Raw genomic sequence first — 19,157 nt, forward strand, 5'->3', positions numbered from 1 at the left:
GGGGCCGCCCCGGCGCCTGCGCGCGTCCGCGCTCCGGCCGCTCCCGCTCGGCCCGCTCCGGCCGCTCGCGCTCCGGCCGCTCGCCGCGGCGCGACCGGCCGCCTTCTCCGCGTGGTTTGCGCTCGTCCGGGCGGCGCTTGCGCTCGCCGTCCTCGGGTTTGCGGGGCGGGGTGGGGCGGCGGCGCTTCTTGGTGGCCGCGTCGCTGTCGGCGACCTCGGGCCGCCGGTCGGCCTTCTCGGTAACGAACATGCGTACGAGTCCGATACCCAGGGCGACGATCGTGGCCCCGGCCATGATCGGGAAGCTGCTGATCAGCGGGCGCGCGACCGCGAGCGCCTTGCCGGTGGCGCCGGCTCCGGCGGCGGCCCCGGCCCCGGTGACCAGCACCAGCAGTGGCATGACGATGACCAGGACCAGCGGCGGCTGCACCATCGGCCCGAACACGTTGCGCCGCTTGACCAGCAGCACGGCCAGCACGCAGCCGACGAAGAAGCACGCCTTGAACAGGATGCCGGGCTGGTTCCAGATCACGATGTCCAGCACGGTTCCGATCGCGGTCGGTGCTGCGGCCAGCAGCACGGCAACCCAAAGCGGCACTCCTGCCGAACGGAGGGCAGAGCGCGCCGACCAGGGCGGCACGCCGTTGCCGGGGGATGAGGCGCTCTGGTTGTCGCGGATCGCGGTCACGAGTCACAACGGTAACGGTCCAGTACCCCGGCACGAGAGCCCTCTTCGGAACTTGCGGGTTACCCCACGCCTGGTTCGGGGTGTTTCCGGCATCCGGTGACCGGAATGCGACGTTCCAGCGATGGGTGGGAACCATTCTCGGTTGGCCGTCGGTGTGAACCTTGACACAATCAGCGCGAGCATTTTAGCGTCCGAGCAATCGTTTTCTCGTGTTTCGCGAACGGCGCGACGGGGGGCCTATGAGCACGGCGCCACCGCTGGTCGAGATGACCGGCATCACCAAGCGGTACGGGGGTGTGCTGGCGTGCGACGGCGTGGACCTGTCGGTCCGCGCCGGGGAGGTGCACGCCCTGCTGGGGGAGAACGGGGCGGGCAAGAGCACGCTGATGAAGGTGCTGTCCGGCGATGTGGTCGACCACGCTGGATCGATCTCGATCGAGGGGCGGCCGGTGCAGTTCGGCAAGCCCGCCGACGCCCAGCACGCCGGGGTCGCGATGATCCACCAGGAGCTCGACCTGGTGCCCGCGCTCAGCGTCGCGGAGAACCTGCACCTGGGCCGGGAGCCGCGCGGCCGGTTCGGCGCGGTCGACCGCCGGAAGATGGCCGACCGCACCCGGGAGCTGCTGCGCCGCACCGGCATCGAGCTGGACCCGCTGCGCCCGGTCGGTGAGCTGCGCGTCGGCGAGCAGCAGCTGGTCACCATCGCCCGCGCGCTGCTGCTGGACGCGAAGGTGCTGATCATGGACGAGCCGACCTCGGCGCTGTCCAGCACCGAGGTGGAGCGGCTGTTCGCGGTGATCGCCGAGCTGCGCCGCGGCGGCACCGGCATCGTCTACATCTCGCACCGGATGGACGAGATCGGCCGGGTGGCCGACCGGGCCACCGTGCTGCGCAACGGCCGCAAGGTCGCCGAGTTCGACGCCCGGAAGCTGACCGCCGAGCAGGCCGCCGAGGCGATGGTGGGCCGCTCGGTGCAGACGATGTTCCGGGCGGAGCGCCGCGCGGTCGGTGCGGAGCTGCTGCGGCTCTCTGGTTTCGCCGTGCGCCCGCGGCGGCCGCGGGTGGGCCGCCGGGAGCCCGCGGGGATCGACCTGACTGTGCGGCGGGGGGAGATCGTCGGGCTCTGCGGGCTGCTCGGCGCTGGGCGCACCGAACTGCTGGAGTCGCTGTTCGGTGCTGGGTCCTCCGGCACGTGGGAGGGGGAGGTGACCCTCGACGGGCGACCGGTGCGGCCGAGGGGTCCGCGCCGTGCGCTGCGCGAGGGCATCGCCTTCGTGCCGGAGGACCGCAGGAGCTCCGGGCTGGTCCTGGAGCACTCGGTGCTGGCCAACACGGTGCTGTCGGTGCTGGACCGGCTCGGCCCGCTGGGCCTGGTGCGCCGCCGCAAGGAGGTGTCCACCACCGAGGGCAGCGTGCAGCAGCTCAAGGTCAAGCTGGGCCGGGTCCTGGACCCGGTCGGCACCCTCTCGGGTGGCAACCAGCAGAAGGTCGTGTTCGGCCGGATGCTGCTGACCGAGCCGCGCCTGCTGCTGCTGGACGACCCCACCCGCGGTGTGGACATCGGCGCGAAGTCGGAGATCTACCAGCTGCTCGGCGAGATCGCCGAGCGCGGCATCGGGGTGCTGCTGGCGTCCTCGGAGCTGCCGGAACTGGTCGGGGTGTGCGACCGGGTGGTGGTGCTGCGCGGTGGGCGTAGCGTCGCCGAGTTCGACACCGCGGAGGTCGGGGAGGCGGAGCTGCTGGCCGCCGCCATGGGCGAGCGGTCGGGTGATGGTCCGGTGGTCGGCACCGGGCAGAGCACCGGGGGAGGCGGCAGGTGAGCAACCAGACGTCAGAACGGCCTTCGGCGGCCGCGCCGGAGAAGCGCTCCAGCAGGGTGGAGACGCTGTTCCGGTTCCAGAGCTTCTTCGGCCTGGTCGCCGTGTTCCTCGCGGCGGTGGTCTTCTCGCCGCGCGCCAGCGACGGGCAGATCCTGTTCCTGAGCAGCGACAACCTGTTCAACATCGTGCGCGCGGTGTCCGAGATCGGGATCATCGCGGTGGGCCTGACCTTCGTGATCCTGATCGGCGGCATCGACCTGTCGGTGGGCTCGGTGCTCGGGCTGGCCGCGGTGGGCTCGGCCGTGCTGATGGTCAACGACGGCCTCGGCGTGTGGGCGACCGTGGCGCTGGTGCTGGTGGCGGGCATCGTCTTCGGCCTGCTGCAAGGCGCCGCCGTCGCGCTGCTGGGGGTGCAGGCGTTCATCGTCACGCTGGCCGGGCTGCAGATCGCGCGTGGGCTGGCGCGCATGTGGTCCGGCGGCGAGACCGTGCAGATCTCCTACGGCGACGGGCCGGGGCAGGCCCCGATGCTGTTCTCGCTGCTGGGTGAGCGCACGTTCGGCGGCGTGGTGCCGATCCCGGTGCTGATCTTCGCCGTGGTGGCGGTGGCCGCGATCCTGTTCCTGCGGACCAGCGCCTACTCCCGGCACCTGTACGCCATCGGCGGCAACGAGAAGGCCGCGCGGCTCTCCGGCGTGCCGGTGAACCGGGTCAAGATCATCGCGTTCGCCATCGCCGGGTTCTGCGCGGCGCTGGCCGGGATCGTGCACGCCGGGCAGCTCAACGCGGGCAGCCCGAACGACGGGATCGCCTACGAGCTGGACGGGATCGCCGCGGTGGTGGTCGGCGGCACCAGCCTCGCCGGCGGCCGGGGATCGGTGATCGGCACCATCGCCGGTGCGCTGCTGCTCGGCATCCTCAACAACATCCTGAGCCTGAACAGCGTCAACACCGATCTGCAGCTGCTCATCAAAGGTCTGGTGATCGTCGCGGCGGCGGCGCTGCAGCGGCTGCGCCCCACGTCGTGAACCAACACCCGGGAGGAAGCAGGATGCGCAAGACAACGAGGTCACTGGTCGCAGTCGCCTGCGCCGCGGTCGCGCTCACCGCTGCCGGTTGCGGCACCACCAGCGAGAACACCGGACAGGTCCAGCAGCAGGACCCGACCGGGAACTGCGGGGGACCGGACGGCAAGTACACCATCGGGATGAGCCAGGCCAACCTCGCCGAGCCCTACCGGGTCCGGATGGACGACGACATCCGCACCGCCGCGTCCAAGGTGCCGCAGTTCGAGGTGCAGTTCTCCGACGCGGCCAAGGACAACTCCAAGCAGATCAGCGACGTCGAGAACTTCGTCACCAAGCAGGTGGACCTGCTGATGATCTCGCCCAACGAGGCGGCCCCGCTGACCGACGTGGTGACGAAGGCCTACAACAAGGGCATCCCGGTCGTCGTGCTCGACCGCAAGATCGACGGCGAGGGCTACACGACCTACATCGGCGCGGACAACGTGCAGATCGGGCGCCAGGCCGGGGAGTACTTCAAGAACGAGCTGCTGCCGCAGGGCGGCAAGATCGTGCAGATCAAGGGCCTGTCCGGGTCGACCCCGGCCGCGGAGCGCGAGGAGGGCTTCCGGCAGGGCATCGCGGGCTCGAACATCGAGGTCGTGGCCACCGCGGACGGCGAGTGGGAGCGCTCGGTCGGGCAGCAGAAGATGGACGCGCTGCTGAAGGCTCACCCCGACATCCAGGCGGTGTACGCGCAGAACGACCCGATGGCCGAGGGCGCGTACCTGGCCGCCCAGGCGGCAGGGCGCGACGACCTGAAGTTCGTCGGAATCGACGGGTTGCCGATCCCCTCGGGCGGCATCAAGGCCGTCGAGGAGGGCCGCCTGCAGGCCACCAACCTGTACCCGACCGGTGGTGCGGAAGCCGTGGAGGCGGCCAAGAAGCTGCTCATCGACTGCCAGCCGGTGCCCAAGACGCAGACCCTGCAGACCGAGCTGATCACCAAGGACAACGCGGCCGCCGTCTACGCGCGGCTGAACCAGAGCTGATCCGGCCCGGTCGCCGCGCACCCACCGCGGCGACCGGGTTCCGCGCCCCCGGCGGACCGCGCCGGGGGAACCGCTGCGGCGCACGCCGTCCGATGTGGACCCCTGCTGCGCGGGAAGCGCTGCCGCGGTGGTTCGGTCCTCCCGCTGGAATCGGGCAATACACCTGGATGGTGGTTGTCGGCGAGATCGCTCCCCAGTGACCATCACATCGAGTGAATTCGGGTTTCGGATTCCTCGACACCGCTCGAATTGGTTGGCCCAGCGGAGATCTCCTTCTCTACGCTTTCGCGCATTGCGCGAGTGATCTCCCGCTGCGGCGCCGTGTGGAGAACTCGATCCAGTGGCCGCGCACCATCATCGGAACAGCTGCACCACAGTCCCCTGCGGACGGTGATGCGTGGGGAGGGCGAGCACGATGGGAGTCCGCTCAGCAAGTTCGCGGTCGAGCCGGGGACGCCGTGCCCGCCGCCTCGGTGCGTACCTGGGAGTCGCGGCGCTCGCGGCGGCCGCGGTGGTCGCCGACGTCGGCGCCCCCGGGCAGGCGCAGGCGCAGACCCCGGCACCGACGAAGGGCCCGGTCGGCTGGGACACCTACCGGGACCTGGACGCCATGTCGCAGTCCCGCGGCGACGAGCAGTCCCGGCAGTTCTCCAGCTACGACCGCGCCGGCGGGAACAACGACGGCTTCGAGGGCACCTACTCCTGCCTGCGCACCACCGAGCGCGGCTGCGTGATCGGCGAGCACCAGGGCGCGGGCGAGATCACCTCGATCTGGAGCACCCGCGAACCGCTCGGCGACGTCTCGGCCACCGGCAACATCGTGGTCGAGCTGGACGGCCGGACGGTGCTGGACGCCCCGCTCATCGACGTGGTCACCGGCAAGCTCGGCGCCCCGTTCAGCTGGCCGCTGGTCGGCGACGCCAACGACACCGCGGGCGGCGTGGTGATCAAGGTGCCGATGCCGTACCGCGAGTCGATGCGGGTCACGGTGCAGCACAACCCGTACTTCTACCACCTGTCCTACCGCGCCTTCCCGGACGCGGAGGGGGTGCGGACCTTCGACCCGGGCGATCCGGCGGAGGACGTCCTCGAGCAGCTGCGCACCTTCGGCGTGGCCGACCCGAAGGGCGGCCCCAGCGGCACCCCGGTGCGCCGCGACTTCGACCTGGCGCCCGGCGCCGCCACCACCGTCGCCGAGCTGTCCGGGCCGGCCCAGATCAACCAGCTGCGGGTGAAGCTGCCGCAGGTGGTGGCCGCGCCGCAGGTGGTCGACGACGGGCGCGCGTTCGGCGCGGGCGGCGGCAGCCGGTTCACCATGCGGGTGGACCCGGGCAACCAGGGCATCCGGGTGATCCGCCGGTACGACCCGCAGATCGCCGACCAGGTCGGCAGCCTGCACGTCAACGGGCGGCGGGTCGGTGAGTGGCGCAGCGGCGCGGCAGCGCCCGGACTGTGGGGCGTGCAGGTCGTCGACGTGCCCGCCGAGGTGACCGCGGGCCGGTCGACGGTGCAGGTGGAGAACCGGTTCACCTCGTCCTCGCTGGACTTCAACGAGTTCCGCTACGACGTGCACAGCCTGGTCGACGGCGAGTGGGTGCGCACCGACGTGCTCGACCTCGGCCCGGGCCACCCCGGTGAGGAAGCCGCGCACGGCTACCGCATCGACAACCCGGTCTTCGCCCGGGAGAAGCTGATCGGCCGCTACCCGACGCGGCCGGAGGACGTCGCCGCCTCCGACGAGGTGCTGGACGGGACCCGGCTGCGCATCACCTTCGACGGCCGGACCACCGTCGACGCGCCGATCGGCGAGTTCTTCGGCACCGGGCTCGGCGAGTACGACGTGCGCACCATGATGAGCTCGGTGGACCCCGGCCTGGACGGCTGGTACACGGCCTGGTGGCCGATGCCGTTCGGCAAGAGCGCCAAGGTGGAGCTGGTCAACGGCAGCGGCGTGCCGGTGACCGGCGCGACCGCCGAGGTGGTCAGCGCGCCGACCGAGCTCACCCCCGGCACCGGCTACTTCCACGCCACCCACCACCGCGGCACCACGGTGCCCGGCGAGGACTGGAACTTCCTGACCGCCCACGGCGCGGGCACCTTCTACGGCGTCTCGCACAGCATGCGCGGGCTGATCCCGCCGGGCGCCCGGACGCGCTCCACCCAGCCGCACTCCGACCTGCGCACCCGGGCGCTGGAGGTGAACCAGCGCAACTACCTGGAGGGCGACGAGCGGTTCTACGTCGACGGCTCCCGCGAACCGGCCTGGCACGGGACCGGCACCGAGGACTTCTACGAGTCGGGCTGGTACTTCCGGTTCGGCACCACCTACTCGATGCCGCTGGCGGGCAACCCGTCGCACGAGATCAACGGCGACGGCTGCCGGTACGACTGCACGGGTGCCTACCGCCTGCTGCTCAACGACGCGGTGCCGTTCCGCACCGGCTTCGTCGCGGACGTCGAGCACGGGCCGGTCAACGACGAGCCGGGCGACTACGGTTCGACGGCCTACTGGTACGGCGGGAACGCCTCGGGCCGCGCGCCCCTCCTGCCGCCGCTGCCGACCCGGCCGCCGAGCCCGGCCCCGACTCCGTCGGCCCCGCCGACGACCTCGGTGACCCCGACCCGCCCGGTGGTGCCGGAGACCACGGCCCCGCACACCACGGGTCAGGACGCCGGGACTGGCCAGCTCGACATCGGGGAAGCGGTGGCGGACATCCTCGACGGGCGCCGCGCCACCGGCTGACCGGGACTGCGCGAACGGGCCGTCCACCTCGGGGTGGGCGGCCCGTTCGCTGCTTCAGCGGCTGCTGCTGGCGCGGGCCACCAGGTGCGCGGAGAGCGTCCTGGTGGTCGCCTCGGTGCGCTCGCCGCTGATCCGACCGAGCAGGAGCTGGGCCGCGACCGCGCCGACGTCGTAGGCGGGCTGCGCGACGACCGTCAGCGGCGGGTCGAGCAGCGTCGCCCACGGCGCGTCGTCGAAGGCCACCACGCCGACGTCCCGCCCGGCCCGCAGGCCGAGCTCGGCGCAGGTCTCCAGCACACCGACCGCCATCATGTTGTTGGCCACCAGCACCGCGTCCGGCCGGTCCGGTCGCGCCAGCAGCGAGTGCGCGGCCCGCTTCGCACCGGCCGCCTTGAACTCCGAGCGCCGCACCAGCACGTCGTCCGACGGCAGCCCGGCCGCGCGGACGCCGTCGCGGTACCCCGCGAGGCGGTCGTCGGCCGTGCGCACGCCGCTCGGCCCGGTGAGGCAACCGATCCGGCGGTACCCCTGGTCGACGAGGTGCTGGACGGCTTCGGCGGCGGCGCGGCGGCTGTCCACCAGCACCGTGTCGCTCGGGGTGCCCGGCAGCGGGCGGTCCACCGCCACGACCGGCGTGGTGGACCGCTTGAGCAGCTCGACGCCCTCGCTGTGGCCGGTGGGGGAGAGCAGTATCCCGGCGACCCGTTCCTGCAGCGCGACGTCGATGTACTCGCGTTCCTTCGCCGGTTCGTCGTCGGAGTTGCACAGCACCACCGAGTACCCCGCCGCGTGCGCCACGTCCTCGACGCCGCGGGCGATCGCGGTGAAGAACGGGTTCTCCACGTCCGCGATGATCAGGGCCAGCACCGCGGTCTCCTGCTTGCGCAGGTTGCGGGCCGGGCCGTTGGGCCGGTAGCCGAGCTCGGCGGCCGCGGCGAACACCCGGGCCGCCAGCTGGGGGTCGACCGAGCTCTTGCCGTTGAGCGCGCGGGAAACCGTCGCGGTGGACACCCCGGCACGGGTTGCCACGTCACTGATCGTCGCCACGGTTCCTCCTCGTGACCTCTTCCCGAGTGATGGCGGGCCGCCCGCCTTGACAGCCCTCGTACTGCCAGAATAGCGTCCGAGAAAACGATTGCTCGCCGGTCATGTCGGCATTCGGACACGAGTTGTTCCGGTCGGGCGGCCCCGCGGGGGAGCCCGCCGGGTGGTCGGCGGCGCCTCCCCGCCGCCGGTCCTGCGCAGTCAACGCCGCCTGCTCACCTTGGAGGAACTGTGGCCCGCATCGGTGTCGTGACCATCTCCGACGGTCGTGACCACGTCCACGCCCGCAACGCCGACTTCATCCGGTCCAAGCAGGACACCCTCGTCCAGGCGCTGCGCGCGGCCGGGCACGAAGTGGTGGTCGGGGACGACCTGGTGGCCACCAACTCGCTGGCCACCTCGGTGGCGCGCAAGGTCGCTGCCGCCGACGTGGACGTGACCGTCTTCTACTACACGGTCTGGGCGTTCCCGCACTTCACGATGCTCGCCCAGGACGCCACCCGCAGCCCGCTGGTGCTGGTGGCCAGCACCGACCCGACCGAACCCGGGCTGGTGGGCATGCTCGCCGCCGGTGGCGCGCTGGACCAGATCGGCCGCCAGCACACCCGGGCCTGGGGCGCGCCGGACGACGCCGAGCTGGTCGAGAAGATCGGCGTGCAGGCCGCCGCCTCAGCCGCGGTGGAGTCGTTGCGCGGTTCGACCTTCGGCCGCTTCGGCGGGCGGCCGATGGGCATGAACACCGCGGTCGCCAACACCGACCAGTGGATGCGCAAGTTCGGCATCGACGTGGAGGAGATCGACCAGTACGAGCTGGTGCTGCGCGCGGACAAGGCGGACGCCGGGGAGGCCCGCAAGGCCCGCGAGTGGATCGAGCAGAACGCCGCCGGGGTGCACTACGACGGCAAGAAGCTGACGCCGGAGCTGCTGGAGCTGCAGCTGCGCTCCTACCTGGCGATCCGGGACATCATCGCCGAGCGCGGCCTGGACTTCACCGGCATCAAGGCGCAGCCGGAGCTGACCGAGAACTTCGCGACGATGGACGTCACCGAGGCCTTCCTCAACGACCCCTACGACTGGAACGGGCCGAAGGAGCCGCACGTCTGCGCCACCGAGGCGGACATGGACGGCGCGCTGACCATGCAGCTGTTCAAGGCGGTCTCCGGCACGCCGGTGCTGTTCGCCGACGTCCGCCACTACCACGCCGACCGCGACATCTGGGACCTGTGCAACTCCGGTCAGCACGCCACCTGGTACGCCGCGCGCAGCGACGACCCGGCCGAGAACCTGGCCAAGGTCAACTTCTACCCGGAGGTCTTCTTCTTCCCGGCCGGTGGGGCGTCGGTGCAGCACATCGCGGCGCCGGGGCAGATGACGCTGGGGCGGCTGACCAGGGAGGACGGCGAGTACCGGTTGCAGCTGATGCTCGGCGAGTTCGAGAACTACGACGACGCGACGAACAAGTCGCTGGTGGAGCAGTCGACGCCGGAGTGGCCGCACGCCTTCGCCCGGTTGGACGCGCCGGGTGAGCTGTTCCTGTCGAAGTTCGGCGCCAACCACATCCACGCGATCCCCGGTGACCACCGCGCGGCGCTGCGCGCGGTGGCCGAACAGCTCGACGTCCGCTTGGACGAATGGACCCGGGGCTGACACCCGGTCCAGCGGCGATTTCAATGGAAGTCGCGGATCTCCGGCGCGTCGGCCTCCGACATGCCGGAGGTCCGCGCACGAACTCCCGCGGCGCCACTGGGAGCAGGCGCCTGATCCCCAGGGCGACCGCGGACCGAGCAGTCGAGCTGTGGAGGAGCGGGTCAGGTGGCCGAGAAGGTGTTGCTCGGGATCGACATCGGGACGGCTAGTTCGAAGGGCGTGCTGGTCGGCGCCGACGGGCGGATCCTGGCCCGGGCGAGTCGGCAGCACGAGACGTCCTACCCGCACCCGGGGTGGGTCGAGCACGACGCCGAATCGGTGTGGTGGGACGACTTCCTGGTGCTGGTGCGGGAACTCCTCCCGGCGGCCGACGGGCGGGAGATCGCCGGGTTGGGGGTCAGCGGCATCGGCCCGGTGCTGCTGCCCGCGGACGGCGAAGGCAAACCGCTGCGCCCGGCGATCCTCTACGGCGTCGACACCCGCGCGACGGAGGAGATCACCGAGCTGACCGAGGAGCTCGGCGCCGACGAGGTCCTGCGTCGGGGCGGCTCCGCGCTGTCCAGCCAGGCCGTCGGGCCGAAGATCCGCTGGCTGGCCAAGCACGAGCCGGAGGTGTACCAGCGCACCGAGATGCTGCTGATGTGCAGCTCGTACCTGGTGCACCGGCTCACCGGCCGCTACGTGCTCGACCACCACTCGGCCAGCCAGTGCGACCCGCTCTACGACCTGCAGTCGCGCACCTGGTCGGCGGACTGGGCGCAGCGCGTGGCGCCGGGGCTGGACCTGCCCGAGCTGGCTTGGCCGACCGAGATCGTGGGCCGGGTCAGCGCGCAGGCGGCGGTGGAAACCGGCCTGCCGGAGGGACTTCCGGTGACCGCGGGCACCGTGGACGCCTGGGCGGAGGCCACCAGCGTCGGCGTGCGGCAGCCCGGCGACGTGATGCTCATGTACGGCACCACGATGTTCTTCGTCCAGGTCCTCGACGAGGTGCGGCCGCACCCGGCACTGTGGGGCACCTGCGGCGCGTTCCCCGGCACGTACACGCTGGCCGCGGGGATGGCGACGTCGGGCGCGGTCACGCAGTGGCTGCGCAAGCTGGTCGACGGCGAGTTCGCGGACCTGGTCGAGCAGGCCGCCGCGGTGCCCGCCGGGAGCCGCGGACTGCTGGTGCTGCCGTACTTCGCGGGCGAGCGGACGCCGATCTTCGACCCGGACGCGCGGGGCATCATCGCCGGGTTGGCCCTCGAGCACGGGCGCGCCGAGCTGTACCGGGCGGCGCTGGAGGGCATCGGGTTCGGGGTCCGGCACAACCTGGAGGCGATGGGCGAGGCGGGCGGCACGGCCGGTCGCCTGGTCGCGGTCGGCGGCGGCACCCAGGGCGGGTTGTGGACGCAGATCGTCTCCGACATCACCGGCCAGGAGCAGCAGCTGCCGGGCGAGACGATCGGCGCGGCCTACGGCGATGCGCTGCTCGCGGGGGTGGGCACCGACGTGGCTGTCGACCCGGACGGCTGGAACCCAGTGGTGCGCACCGTCCGGCCGAACCCGGAGCACACCGAGCGCTACGACGCCTACTTCCGCCACTACCGCGACCTCTACGAGTCCACGACGCGGATCGCGCACTTCCTGGCCGGTGAGCAGCGCGCCGCGGACGAGCGCGGCTGAACCACCGGTGACGCCCTGCTGATCTTGTTAAGCTCAGGCATTCGGGTGAGCTTTGAACTAGATCGGGGAGGATCGGGGCGAATGTCGGTGACGCGGCGTGTTCTCGCGGCCTGCTTCGCCCTGGCGGCGCTGGCCACCGCGGGGTGCTCGCGCGTGTCGGACGCCGACGAGGCCCCGATGGTCGAGACGGCCGACCGCGACTTGGGCGCGGCCCGGGTGGTGCGCGACCAGGTCTACGCCGAGCACGACACCGGCGCGCTCCAGCTGGACCTGTTCCTGCCCGCCCCTCAGCGGGAACCGGCTCCGCTGGTGGTCTACGTGCACGGCGGCGGCTGGGACGCGGGCGTGCGCACGCTGGACTCGGACCGCACCGCCACCGAAGCGCTGACCGCGCAACGCCTGCTGGACCGCGGCTACGCGGTGGCCACGGTGGACTACCGGCTGAGCGGGGTGGCGCAGGCCCCGGCGCAGGTCATCGACGTGGCCGACGCGGTGCGCTACCTGCAGCAGCAGTCCGGCCGGTGGGGCCTGGACGCCGACCGGGTGGCGCTGTGGGGCGCTTCCGCGGGCGGGCACCTGGTCTCGCAGCTCGGGGCGGTGGCCGGTGACCCGGGCAAGCCGGGCGGTGGGCTGACCGGAATCCGCGCGGTGGTGGACTGGTTCGGCCCGACGGACATGAGCGCCGAGGCGCAGCGGACGCAGCCGCACATGCAGGACTACGCGCGCCGGGTGGTCAACCAGCTGCTGGGCTGCATGCCGGTGGACTGCCCGGCGAAGGCCGAGGAGATGAGCCCGATCCGCAACATCTCCGGTGACGAGCCGCCGTACCTGGTCCAGCAGGGCACGGCGGACTCGCTGGTCCCGCTGGAGCAGAGCCTGGACTTCGCCGAAGCCCTGCGCGGCCTCGGCGTGACCGTGGAGATGCACCCCTACGAGGGCCTCGACCACGGCTTCGGCCGCGGTCAGCACACCCCGCTGATCGCCGACACCGTCGCCGCCTTCGTCGAGACCTACGTCTGACGGCCCGGTCTACTCGGCCGGTGCCGACCCGTTGACCAGCGCGTCCTCGTTGCGGCGGACCTGCTCGACGGTGCCGGAACCGGCCGCCTCCGCGAGGGGTTGGACCGCGCTGCGGAAGGATTCGAGCGCGTCGAGCTCGCGGCGGCGGGCGGAGACGAAGCGCTGCAGGTGGGTGCTGGAGAGGTTCACCGCCTCCACCGCGCCGTTCGCGGCGCGCTGGGCCCGGACCGCCTGGGCCCGCACCTGCTCGATGTCCTCGGCGATGGTGCGCTCGGTCGCGGCGAACATCGCGGCAGACGCCAGCACCGCGAAACCCGTCGGCCCGCACAGGAAGACCCGCTTGTCCAGCAACCAGGACAGCAGCTGCGGGTCGGTGTCCAGGGCGGCCACCACCGCGGCGTCGGACGGGACGAACATGATCGAGCCGTAGATCGCGTCGGCCCACTTCTGGTAGCCCTTGCCGGCGAGCTCGGTGGCGCGGGAGCGGATGTTGCGCACGTGCACCCGCAGGGCGTCGCGGCGCTCCTCGGGGTCGTCGGTCTCCATCGCCTCGGCCCACACCGCCAGGCTGGCCTTCGCGTCCACCGGCACCTGCCGACCGCCGCCGACCGAGAGCACCATGTCCGGCCGGGCAGCGCCGCCGCCGGCGAGGTCGGTCTGCAGCGTGAAGTGGGTGCCTTCGCGCAGCCCCAGCGACCGCGCGGTCTCGACCAGCACCTGCTCGCCGAGCTCGCCGCGGCCGGTGATGGAGGCGAAGGCCACCTCGTACCGGCGCAGCGCGGCCTGCTGCTCGGTGCTGCGCGTGCGCTCGGCCTCGACCATGCGCAGCGCCTCGTCGGCGCGGCGGGCGCTGTCGGTGTACAGCCGCCAGATCAACACGAGCGCCGCGGCGAACAACAGCGTCAGCACGACGACGATGGTGATCAGGACGCCGGTACCCACTTGAGCTCCGTCCGTTGGTGACCGTTGCACCACCGATGATGGCCGACCGACCCGACAAGATCACGCACCGCCACCCGGGCCCGGGTTCCGGCTCTCCGCCCGGAGTTGGCGACGGCCGGTGATCGTCCCGTCACGCGATGGGGTGCAGGTGCACGACACGCCGAAGCGGTGTGGGGGGTCGGCGGGGTTCCGCCCGGACGCCGATAACTTGAGGCCCATGCGGGTACTGCACACCTCCGACTGGCACGTGGGCCGGACGTTCCACGGGCGCGACCTGCTCGGAGATCAGGAGGCCGTCCTGGGCGGGCTGGCCGACCTGGTCACCGAGGAGCAGGTCGACGTCGTCGTGGTCGCCGGGGACCTCTACGACCGCGCCGTGCCTTCCGGCGAGGCCGTGCAGACCTGCGTGCGGGTGCTCGCGCGGATCCGGGAGGCGGGCGCCCAGCTGGTGGTGACCTCCGGCAACCACGACTCGGCCGCGCGGGTGGGCGCGTTCGCCGAGTTCGCCGCCGCCGGTGGCCTGCACCTGCGCACCCAGGTCGCCGGGTTGCACGTGCCGGTGGAGCTCGCCGACGAGCACGGGCCGGTCGCCGTCTACGGCATCCCGTACCTGGAACCAGATCCGGCGCGGCGTGCGCTGCAGGACTGCGCGGACGTGCCGGGGGCCAGCGCCGAGATCGAGTCCCGCGGCCACACCGCGGTGCTCACCGAGGCGATGAACCGCATCCGCGCCGATCTGGCCGCGCGGCCGGCCGGCACGCGTTCGGTGGTGCTGGCGCACGCCTTCGTCACGGGCGGCGACAGCAGCGATTCGGAGCGCACCATCGCCGTCGGCGGTGTCGAGCAGGTGCCGGGTTCGGTCTTCGACGGCGTGGACTACGTCGCGCTGGGCCACCTGCACGGCCCGCAGCGGCTGGCCGAGCACCTGCGCTACTCCGGCAGCCCGCTGGCGTACTCCTTCTCCGAGGCGGCGCAGCGCAAGTCGGTGTGGCTGGTGGACCTCGACGCCGACGGCCTGGCCGGGGTCGAGCGCCGTGAGCTGCCCGTCCCGCGCCGCCTGGCCACCGCGCAGGGCGAGCTGGCGGAGCTGCTCGAAGCGCCCGAGCACGCCGAGCTGGCGGACTGCTACCTGTCGGTGACGCTCACCGACGAGGTCCGCCCGCTGGAGCCGATGCGCCAGCTCCAGCAGCGCTTCCCGCACGCGGTGCACCTGGAGTGGAAGCCAGCGACGGGTCGCGCGACCGCCCCGCTGCGCTACGCCGAGATCGTGCGGGGCCGCGACGACCACGCGCTCGCCGACCAGTTCGTGGCGGACTGCCGGGGCTCGGAACCCACCGACTCCGAGCGCGCGCTGCTCGGCGAGGCGCTGCGCGCGGTCGCTGCCGCGGAGGGGGCGAAATGAGACTGCACAGTTTGGAGATCACCGCCTTCGGCCCCTACCGGGACCACCAGCTGGTCGACTTCGACCGGCTGGGTGCCGACGGCCTCTTCCTGCTGCACGGTGACACCGGGGCGGGCAAGACGACGCTGCTCGACGCGGTCGCCTTCGCCCTCTACGGCTCGGTCCCGGGGGCGCGCGGCCAGGTCAAGCGGCTCCGCTGCGACACCGCCGCGCCCGACGTGCCGACCAAGGTGGCGCTGGAGCTCACGATCCAGGGCCAGCGGCTGCGGGTCGAGCGAAGCCCCGAGTACGAGCGGCCCAAGAAGCGCGGCGACGGGTTCACCACGCAACCGGCGAAGGCCTCGCTGACCTGGGTGGGTGGTGCGCCGACCGAGTACCCGCCGGAGGGCCTGACCCGGATCGACGAGGTCGCCCGCACGGTGCAGCGGTTGCTCGGCATGACGGTCGAGCAGTTCTTCCAGGTGGTGATGCTGCCGCAGGGCGAGTTCGCGAAGTTCCTGCGCTCGGACACCGCGGAGCGCGAGCAGCTGCTGGAGAAGCTGTTCGGCACGCAGCGCTTCGGCGAGGTCGAGCGCTGGTTCGTGGAGCGCCGCCGGGAGCGTGGCCGCGAGGTCGAGGCGCAGACCCAGCAGGTGCGCGAGTTGCTCGCGCGCGTCTCGCAGGTCTCCGGCGCGGTGCAGGAGTCCGATGTGGACGACCAGACCTGGTTGGAGGACATCGAGAAGAGCGCGGTCCGCGAGCTGGAGGGGGCGCAGGCCGAGCAGTCGAGGCTGCGCCGCGAGCGGGAGGCGGCGGAAGCGACCCTGGCCCAGCGCCGCGAGCTGGCGGACAAGGTGCGGCGGGTTCGCCAGGCGAACGCCACGCTCGCCGAGGTCGCCGAGAAGCAGGCCGAGCACGACGCGTGGCGCGCGGAGCGGGAGGCGGCCCACCGCGCGGTCCCGGTCCTGGCCGCCCACCGCGCGGTCCGCCGCGCCGAGCAGGAACGCGACAAGGCCAGCGCCGAGGTCGTGGCCGCCGCGGCCCGGTGCGAGCTGGACGCGGAGACGCCGGTGGCGGAACTGCGCTCCCTGGCCGGGGCGAAGCGGGAGGAGGCCGGTGCGCTCGCGCACCTGGTTCCCGAGGCGCAGCAGCAGGAGGCCGACCGCCGCAGGCTGTCCGGGTTGGCCGAGCAGGTCGCGCGCGACGAGCAGCGGGAAGCGGAGCTGCTCGACCAGCAGACCGCCCTCCCGGACCGCATCAGCGCGGCCCGCCAGCAGGTCGAGGAGTCCAAGCACGCGGAACTCCGGCTGGACACCGTCCAGGCCAAGGGGACCGAGGTCGCCGAGCTGCTGACCGCCGCGCGCGAACTGCCCACCGCCCAGCAGGAGCTCACCGCGGCAACGACCAAGGCCCAGCGGGCGGTGGACGCCCACCAGCAAGCGCGTGACCTGCTCCAGGACCTCCGCGCCCGGCGGCTCGCCGGGATGGCTGCAGAACTCGCCACCCGCCTCACCCCCGGCGAGCCCTGCCCGGTGTGCGGCTCGGCAGAGCACCCGGAACCGGGGAAGCCGGTCGGCGACCCGGTGAGCGCTGAGGACGAGGAGAAGGCTCAGCTCGACGAGCAGGCGGCGCACAGCCGTCGGGAACAGGCCGCGGTGGCGGTCCAGCGGGCGCAGCAGAAGGTCGACGCACTGCTGGAGCGACTCGGCGCGCGCACGGAGTCGGAACTCGCCGCCGAACTGGCGGAACTGCGCGCGGAGCGCGACGCGTTGAGCAGCGCAGCGGAGCAGCTGCCGCAGCGCACCAAGCACCTGGCGGAACTCGAAGCCTCCACCGAACGCCTTGCCGAGCAGCTCTCGCAGCTGCGCACGACCCTCGCCGCGGCGAAGAGCGAGCACACCACGCTCCTGTCCACAGTGGAAAAGCGAGAGGCGCGGCTGCGCGAAGGACGCGGCGACTTCCCCAGCATCGCGGACCGGCGAACCCACCTCCTCGACCTCGCAACGCGGCTCGACCAGCTGACCGCCGCCCGAACAGCCCGCGACGACGCCGAACGCCGCCTGGCCGAACAACAACGGGCACTGGCCGAAGCCGCAACCGCCGCCGGATTCGCCGACCCCGCCGCCGCCCTGGCCGCCGAGCGCAGCGAGGGTCGGATCGCCCAGCTCACCGAGGCGCTAGCCGAGGTCGAAGAGCGCGCCGCAGGCGCCCGCGCAGCGCTGGCCAGCGCGGAGCTCGCCGGAGTCGACGCAGCCGCCGAGGTCGGCCTCGAAGAGGCCACCGAGGCGGCCACCACCGCACGCGAAGCAGCGGAGCGCGCGGCTGCGTTGGCGCATCGCGCCGAGCAGCGGCAGCGCGACATCGCGGAGCTCGCGGAGCGCTTGCGCGGAGCGTGGGCGGAGCTCGGACCGGCGTTGGCGGAGCACGCCGAGCTGGAGGCGTTGGCGGACGTGGTCAACGGGCGCGGCCAGAACGCGCGGAAGATGTCGCTGCGGGCGTACGTGCTGGCCGCGCGGCTGGAGGAGGTGGCCGTCGCGGCGACGCGGCGGTTGCAGCGGATGAGCGGTGGGCGGTACTCGTTCGTGCACTCCGACGCGGCCGGTGCGCGCGGGACCCGGGGCGGGCTCGGCCTCGACGTGCTCGACGACTACTCCGGCAAGGTCCGCCCGGCCAAGACCCTGTCCGGCGGTGAGTCCTTCCTGGCCTCGCTCTCCCTGGCCCTCGGCCTGGCCGACGTGGTCGCGGCCGAAACCGGCGGAGCACTCCTGGACACCCTGTTCATCGACGAGGGCTTCGGCACCCTGGACGCGGACACCCTCGACCTGGTGATGGACACCCTTGACGAACTCCGCGCTGGTGGCCGGGTGGTCGGCCTGGTCTCCCATGTCGAGGAGATGCGCCAGCGCATCGCGGTCCGCCTCCGAGTCCGCAAGTCCCGAGAAGGCTCGACCCTGGAACTCCAAACCTGACCCAACCCCCGAACCACCCCGCGGCCGTTCGAGGGGCTGGTGCCGCCCAGACCAAAGACCGGCACCCCGCACTCGATCCCAAGCCGAAGCCTTGAGCGCACGGCCGTGCGAGGGGCGGTGACGTCTGCAACGTCGTTGAGATTGCCTCACCGCGCCACCGCAGGTTCCGTCGACAACTACGGCAATTTCGATTGGAAGTGCAACACCACCCAACGCTCCGAACCCGACCCCACCGCACCACTCCTCAACAAACCCCCGAAGTACCACCACCGACCCCAAAGTGACGACCGCACCAGGGATCGCGCCCTGCCCTCGTCGCCCGACAGCCTGGGAACCCCCCCACGCACCCGAACCCCACGCCCAGCCGTCGGAGGCGTGGTGACGCCTGCAATTCAGCACCGCCGCCCGTACGCGTGCGCCAGATCGCTCACTCCTCCTCCCCTGAGCCAAGCGCGTGGGCGGCTGCGACAGCCTCCAGGAACCGCTTGACCTCCGCGGAGGACCGGAGGCGGTGGAAGGCGAGATGCTTGTTCGCTGGGGCGAGCATGGCTGACTCGTACCGTTGTTGGACCCGCGCGTACGACGTCCACGCCCACCACAGGATCGAGTCCTCGCCGCGCCAGAACATCAACCCCCGCCAGTTCTCGCGGTTGCCGCTCCAGAGCTCCTCGCGGGTCACCACCCTGCGGATGGTTCGAGTCAGGGAACGCCACATCACCGTGCGCTTGGGCGGGTTCACCCACACGACCGTGTCGGCTCGCTCCCAGACGAGGGTGCCGATCTTGCTCTGGTAGTTCCCGTCCACGATCCAGGTGTCAGCCGCTGTCGCCTGCCGGACCTTCTCGCTCAGGTCGTCACTGGAAGCGGCCGACCAGTCCGGCCCCCAGTGCAGCGCATCGAGTTCGACATGGGGCACGCCGAGGATGTTGGAGAGCCGCCGCGCCACGGTCGACTTGCCCGACCCGGAACACCCCACCACCGAGACTCGCTGCACGACCCCAAGCCTTCCTCGTCGCTCACTAGGCCGTGCAATTGTGCCGGAACCCACCACGTCGCCGTCGACCACGCAGGCCTGGCCGTCCACGCGGACCTCGCCCGCCGACTTGGCCCCGGCATCGAACCCGCACCGGTGAGGACCTGGCCGCAGCATCCCAAGTCGTTGCCACCACGCCTCTTCGTCGA

The 19,157-nt window shown here is 72.2% G+C and carries 13 protein-coding genes; 9 read left to right on the forward strand and 4 right to left on the reverse strand.

Features of this window, described 5'->3' with window-relative positions:
- Window positions 1–688: DUF6542 domain-containing protein (locus ABT324_RS05930; RefSeq protein WP_351172334.1), on the reverse strand; the 688-nt coding region annotated here is incomplete at its 3' end.
- A gap of 239 nt (window positions 689–927) precedes the next feature.
- Between ABT324_RS05930 and ABT324_RS05935 the strand changes: the two genes are divergently transcribed.
- The 4 genes from ABT324_RS05935 to ABT324_RS05950 all read left to right on the forward strand — a co-directional run bounded on the left by ABT324_RS05935 (window position 928) and on the right by ABT324_RS05950 (window position 7,307).
- The gene (locus tag ABT324_RS05935; RefSeq protein WP_351172336.1) at window positions 928–2,508 is read left to right on the forward strand and encodes a sugar ABC transporter ATP-binding protein; all 1,581 of its coding nucleotides are present in this window, start codon (window positions 928–930) and stop codon (window positions 2,506–2,508) included.
- Window positions 2,505–3,536 (forward strand): ABC transporter permease, encoded by a 1,032-nt coding sequence (locus ABT324_RS05940; protein ID WP_351172339.1) that lies wholly within the window; start codon window positions 2,505–2,507, stop codon window positions 3,534–3,536. Before ABT324_RS05935 ends, ABT324_RS05940 begins: the two co-directional genes overlap by 4 nt.
- Window positions 3,537–3,559: 23 nt before the next feature.
- Window positions 3,560–4,564: a substrate-binding domain-containing protein gene (locus tag ABT324_RS05945; RefSeq protein ID WP_351172342.1), complete on the forward strand. Its 1,005-nt coding sequence runs from the start codon at window positions 3,560–3,562 to the stop codon at window positions 4,562–4,564.
- A gap of 511 nt (window positions 4,565–5,075) precedes the next feature.
- Complete coding sequence (locus ABT324_RS05950; protein WP_351172345.1) at window positions 5,076–7,307, forward strand: glycoside hydrolase family 172 protein; 2,232 nt, start codon at window positions 5,076–5,078, stop codon at window positions 7,305–7,307.
- Between the two features lie 54 nt (window positions 7,308–7,361).
- Here ABT324_RS05950 and ABT324_RS05955 read toward each other — a convergent pair whose 3' ends face one another.
- Window positions 7,362–8,354, reverse strand: a complete 993-nt coding sequence (locus ABT324_RS05955) for a LacI family DNA-binding transcriptional regulator (protein WP_351172348.1) — start codon at window positions 8,352–8,354, stop codon at window positions 7,362–7,364.
- Window positions 8,355–8,582: 228 nt separating this feature from the next.
- On the opposite strand from ABT324_RS05955, the gene ABT324_RS05960 reads away from it, so the two are divergent.
- The 3 genes from ABT324_RS05960 to ABT324_RS05970 all read left to right on the forward strand — a co-directional run bounded on the left by ABT324_RS05960 (window position 8,583) and on the right by ABT324_RS05970 (window position 12,683).
- A complete protein-coding gene (locus ABT324_RS05960; protein ID WP_351172351.1) occupies window positions 8,583–9,998 on the forward strand; it encodes an L-fucose/L-arabinose isomerase family protein in 1,416 nt (471 codons plus the stop codon).
- Window positions 9,999–10,163: 165 nt separating this feature from the next.
- The gene (locus ABT324_RS05965) at window positions 10,164–11,663 is read left to right on the forward strand and encodes an FGGY-family carbohydrate kinase (protein ID WP_351172354.1); all 1,500 of its coding nucleotides are present in this window, start codon (window positions 10,164–10,166) and stop codon (window positions 11,661–11,663) included.
- A gap of 81 nt (window positions 11,664–11,744) precedes the next feature.
- Window positions 11,745–12,683 carry an alpha/beta hydrolase fold domain-containing protein gene (locus ABT324_RS05970; protein WP_351172357.1) on the forward strand — a complete coding sequence of 313 codons (939 nt, stop codon included), beginning with the start codon at window positions 11,745–11,747 and terminating at the stop codon, window positions 12,681–12,683.
- A gap of 9 nt (window positions 12,684–12,692) precedes the next feature.
- Here the strand turns inward: ABT324_RS05970 and ABT324_RS05975 are convergent, their stop codons facing one another.
- Window positions 12,693–13,625: a DNA recombination protein RmuC gene (locus tag ABT324_RS05975; RefSeq protein ID WP_351172360.1), complete on the reverse strand. Its 933-nt coding sequence runs from the start codon at window positions 13,623–13,625 to the stop codon at window positions 12,693–12,695.
- Between the two features lie 217 nt (window positions 13,626–13,842).
- Here ABT324_RS05975 and ABT324_RS05980 point away from each other — a divergent pair, with 217 nt between their 5' ends.
- Together ABT324_RS05980 and ABT324_RS05985 are read left to right on the forward strand one after the other, a co-directional pair.
- Entirely contained in the window at window positions 13,843–15,027 is a 1,185-nt protein-coding gene (locus ABT324_RS05980; RefSeq protein WP_351172363.1) for an exonuclease SbcCD subunit D, read from the forward strand.
- Window positions 15,024–17,975, forward strand: a complete 2,952-nt coding sequence (locus tag ABT324_RS05985; protein ID WP_351172366.1) for an AAA family ATPase — start codon at window positions 15,024–15,026, stop codon at window positions 17,973–17,975. The genes ABT324_RS05980 and ABT324_RS05985 overlap by 4 nt, the downstream gene beginning before the upstream one ends.
- Before the next feature lie 427 nt (window positions 17,976–18,402).
- On the opposite strand, the gene ABT324_RS05990 is transcribed toward ABT324_RS05985, so the two are convergent.
- Window positions 18,403–19,059 carry a P-loop NTPase family protein gene (locus ABT324_RS05990; protein WP_351172369.1) on the reverse strand — a complete coding sequence of 219 codons (657 nt, stop codon included), beginning with the start codon at window positions 19,057–19,059 and terminating at the stop codon, window positions 18,403–18,405.
- Window positions 19,060–19,157 lie beyond the last annotated feature (98 nt).

The sequence above is a fragment of the Saccharopolyspora sp. NPDC000359 genome (genome assembly GCF_040300525.1).
Lineage (GTDB): Bacteria > Actinomycetota > Actinomycetes > Mycobacteriales > Pseudonocardiaceae > Saccharopolyspora.

Bases quoted from the DNA above. Each gene is read 5' to 3' on its own strand.
- ABT324_RS05980 (WP_351172363.1), top strand. From the start codon at position 13,843: ATGCGGGTACTGCACACCTCCGACTGGCACGTGGGCCGGACGTTCCAC.
- ABT324_RS05935 (WP_351172336.1), top strand. From the start codon at position 928: ATGAGCACGGCGCCACCGCTGGTCGAGATGACCGGCATCACCAAGCGG.
- ABT324_RS05970 (WP_351172357.1), top strand. From the start codon at position 11,745: ATGTCGGTGACGCGGCGTGTTCTCGCGGCCTGCTTCGCCCTGGCGGCG.
- ABT324_RS05945 (WP_351172342.1), top strand. From the start codon at position 3,560: ATGCGCAAGACAACGAGGTCACTGGTCGCAGTCGCCTGCGCCGCGGTC.
- ABT324_RS05985 (WP_351172366.1), top strand. From the start codon at position 15,024: ATGAGACTGCACAGTTTGGAGATCACCGCCTTCGGCCCCTACCGGGAC.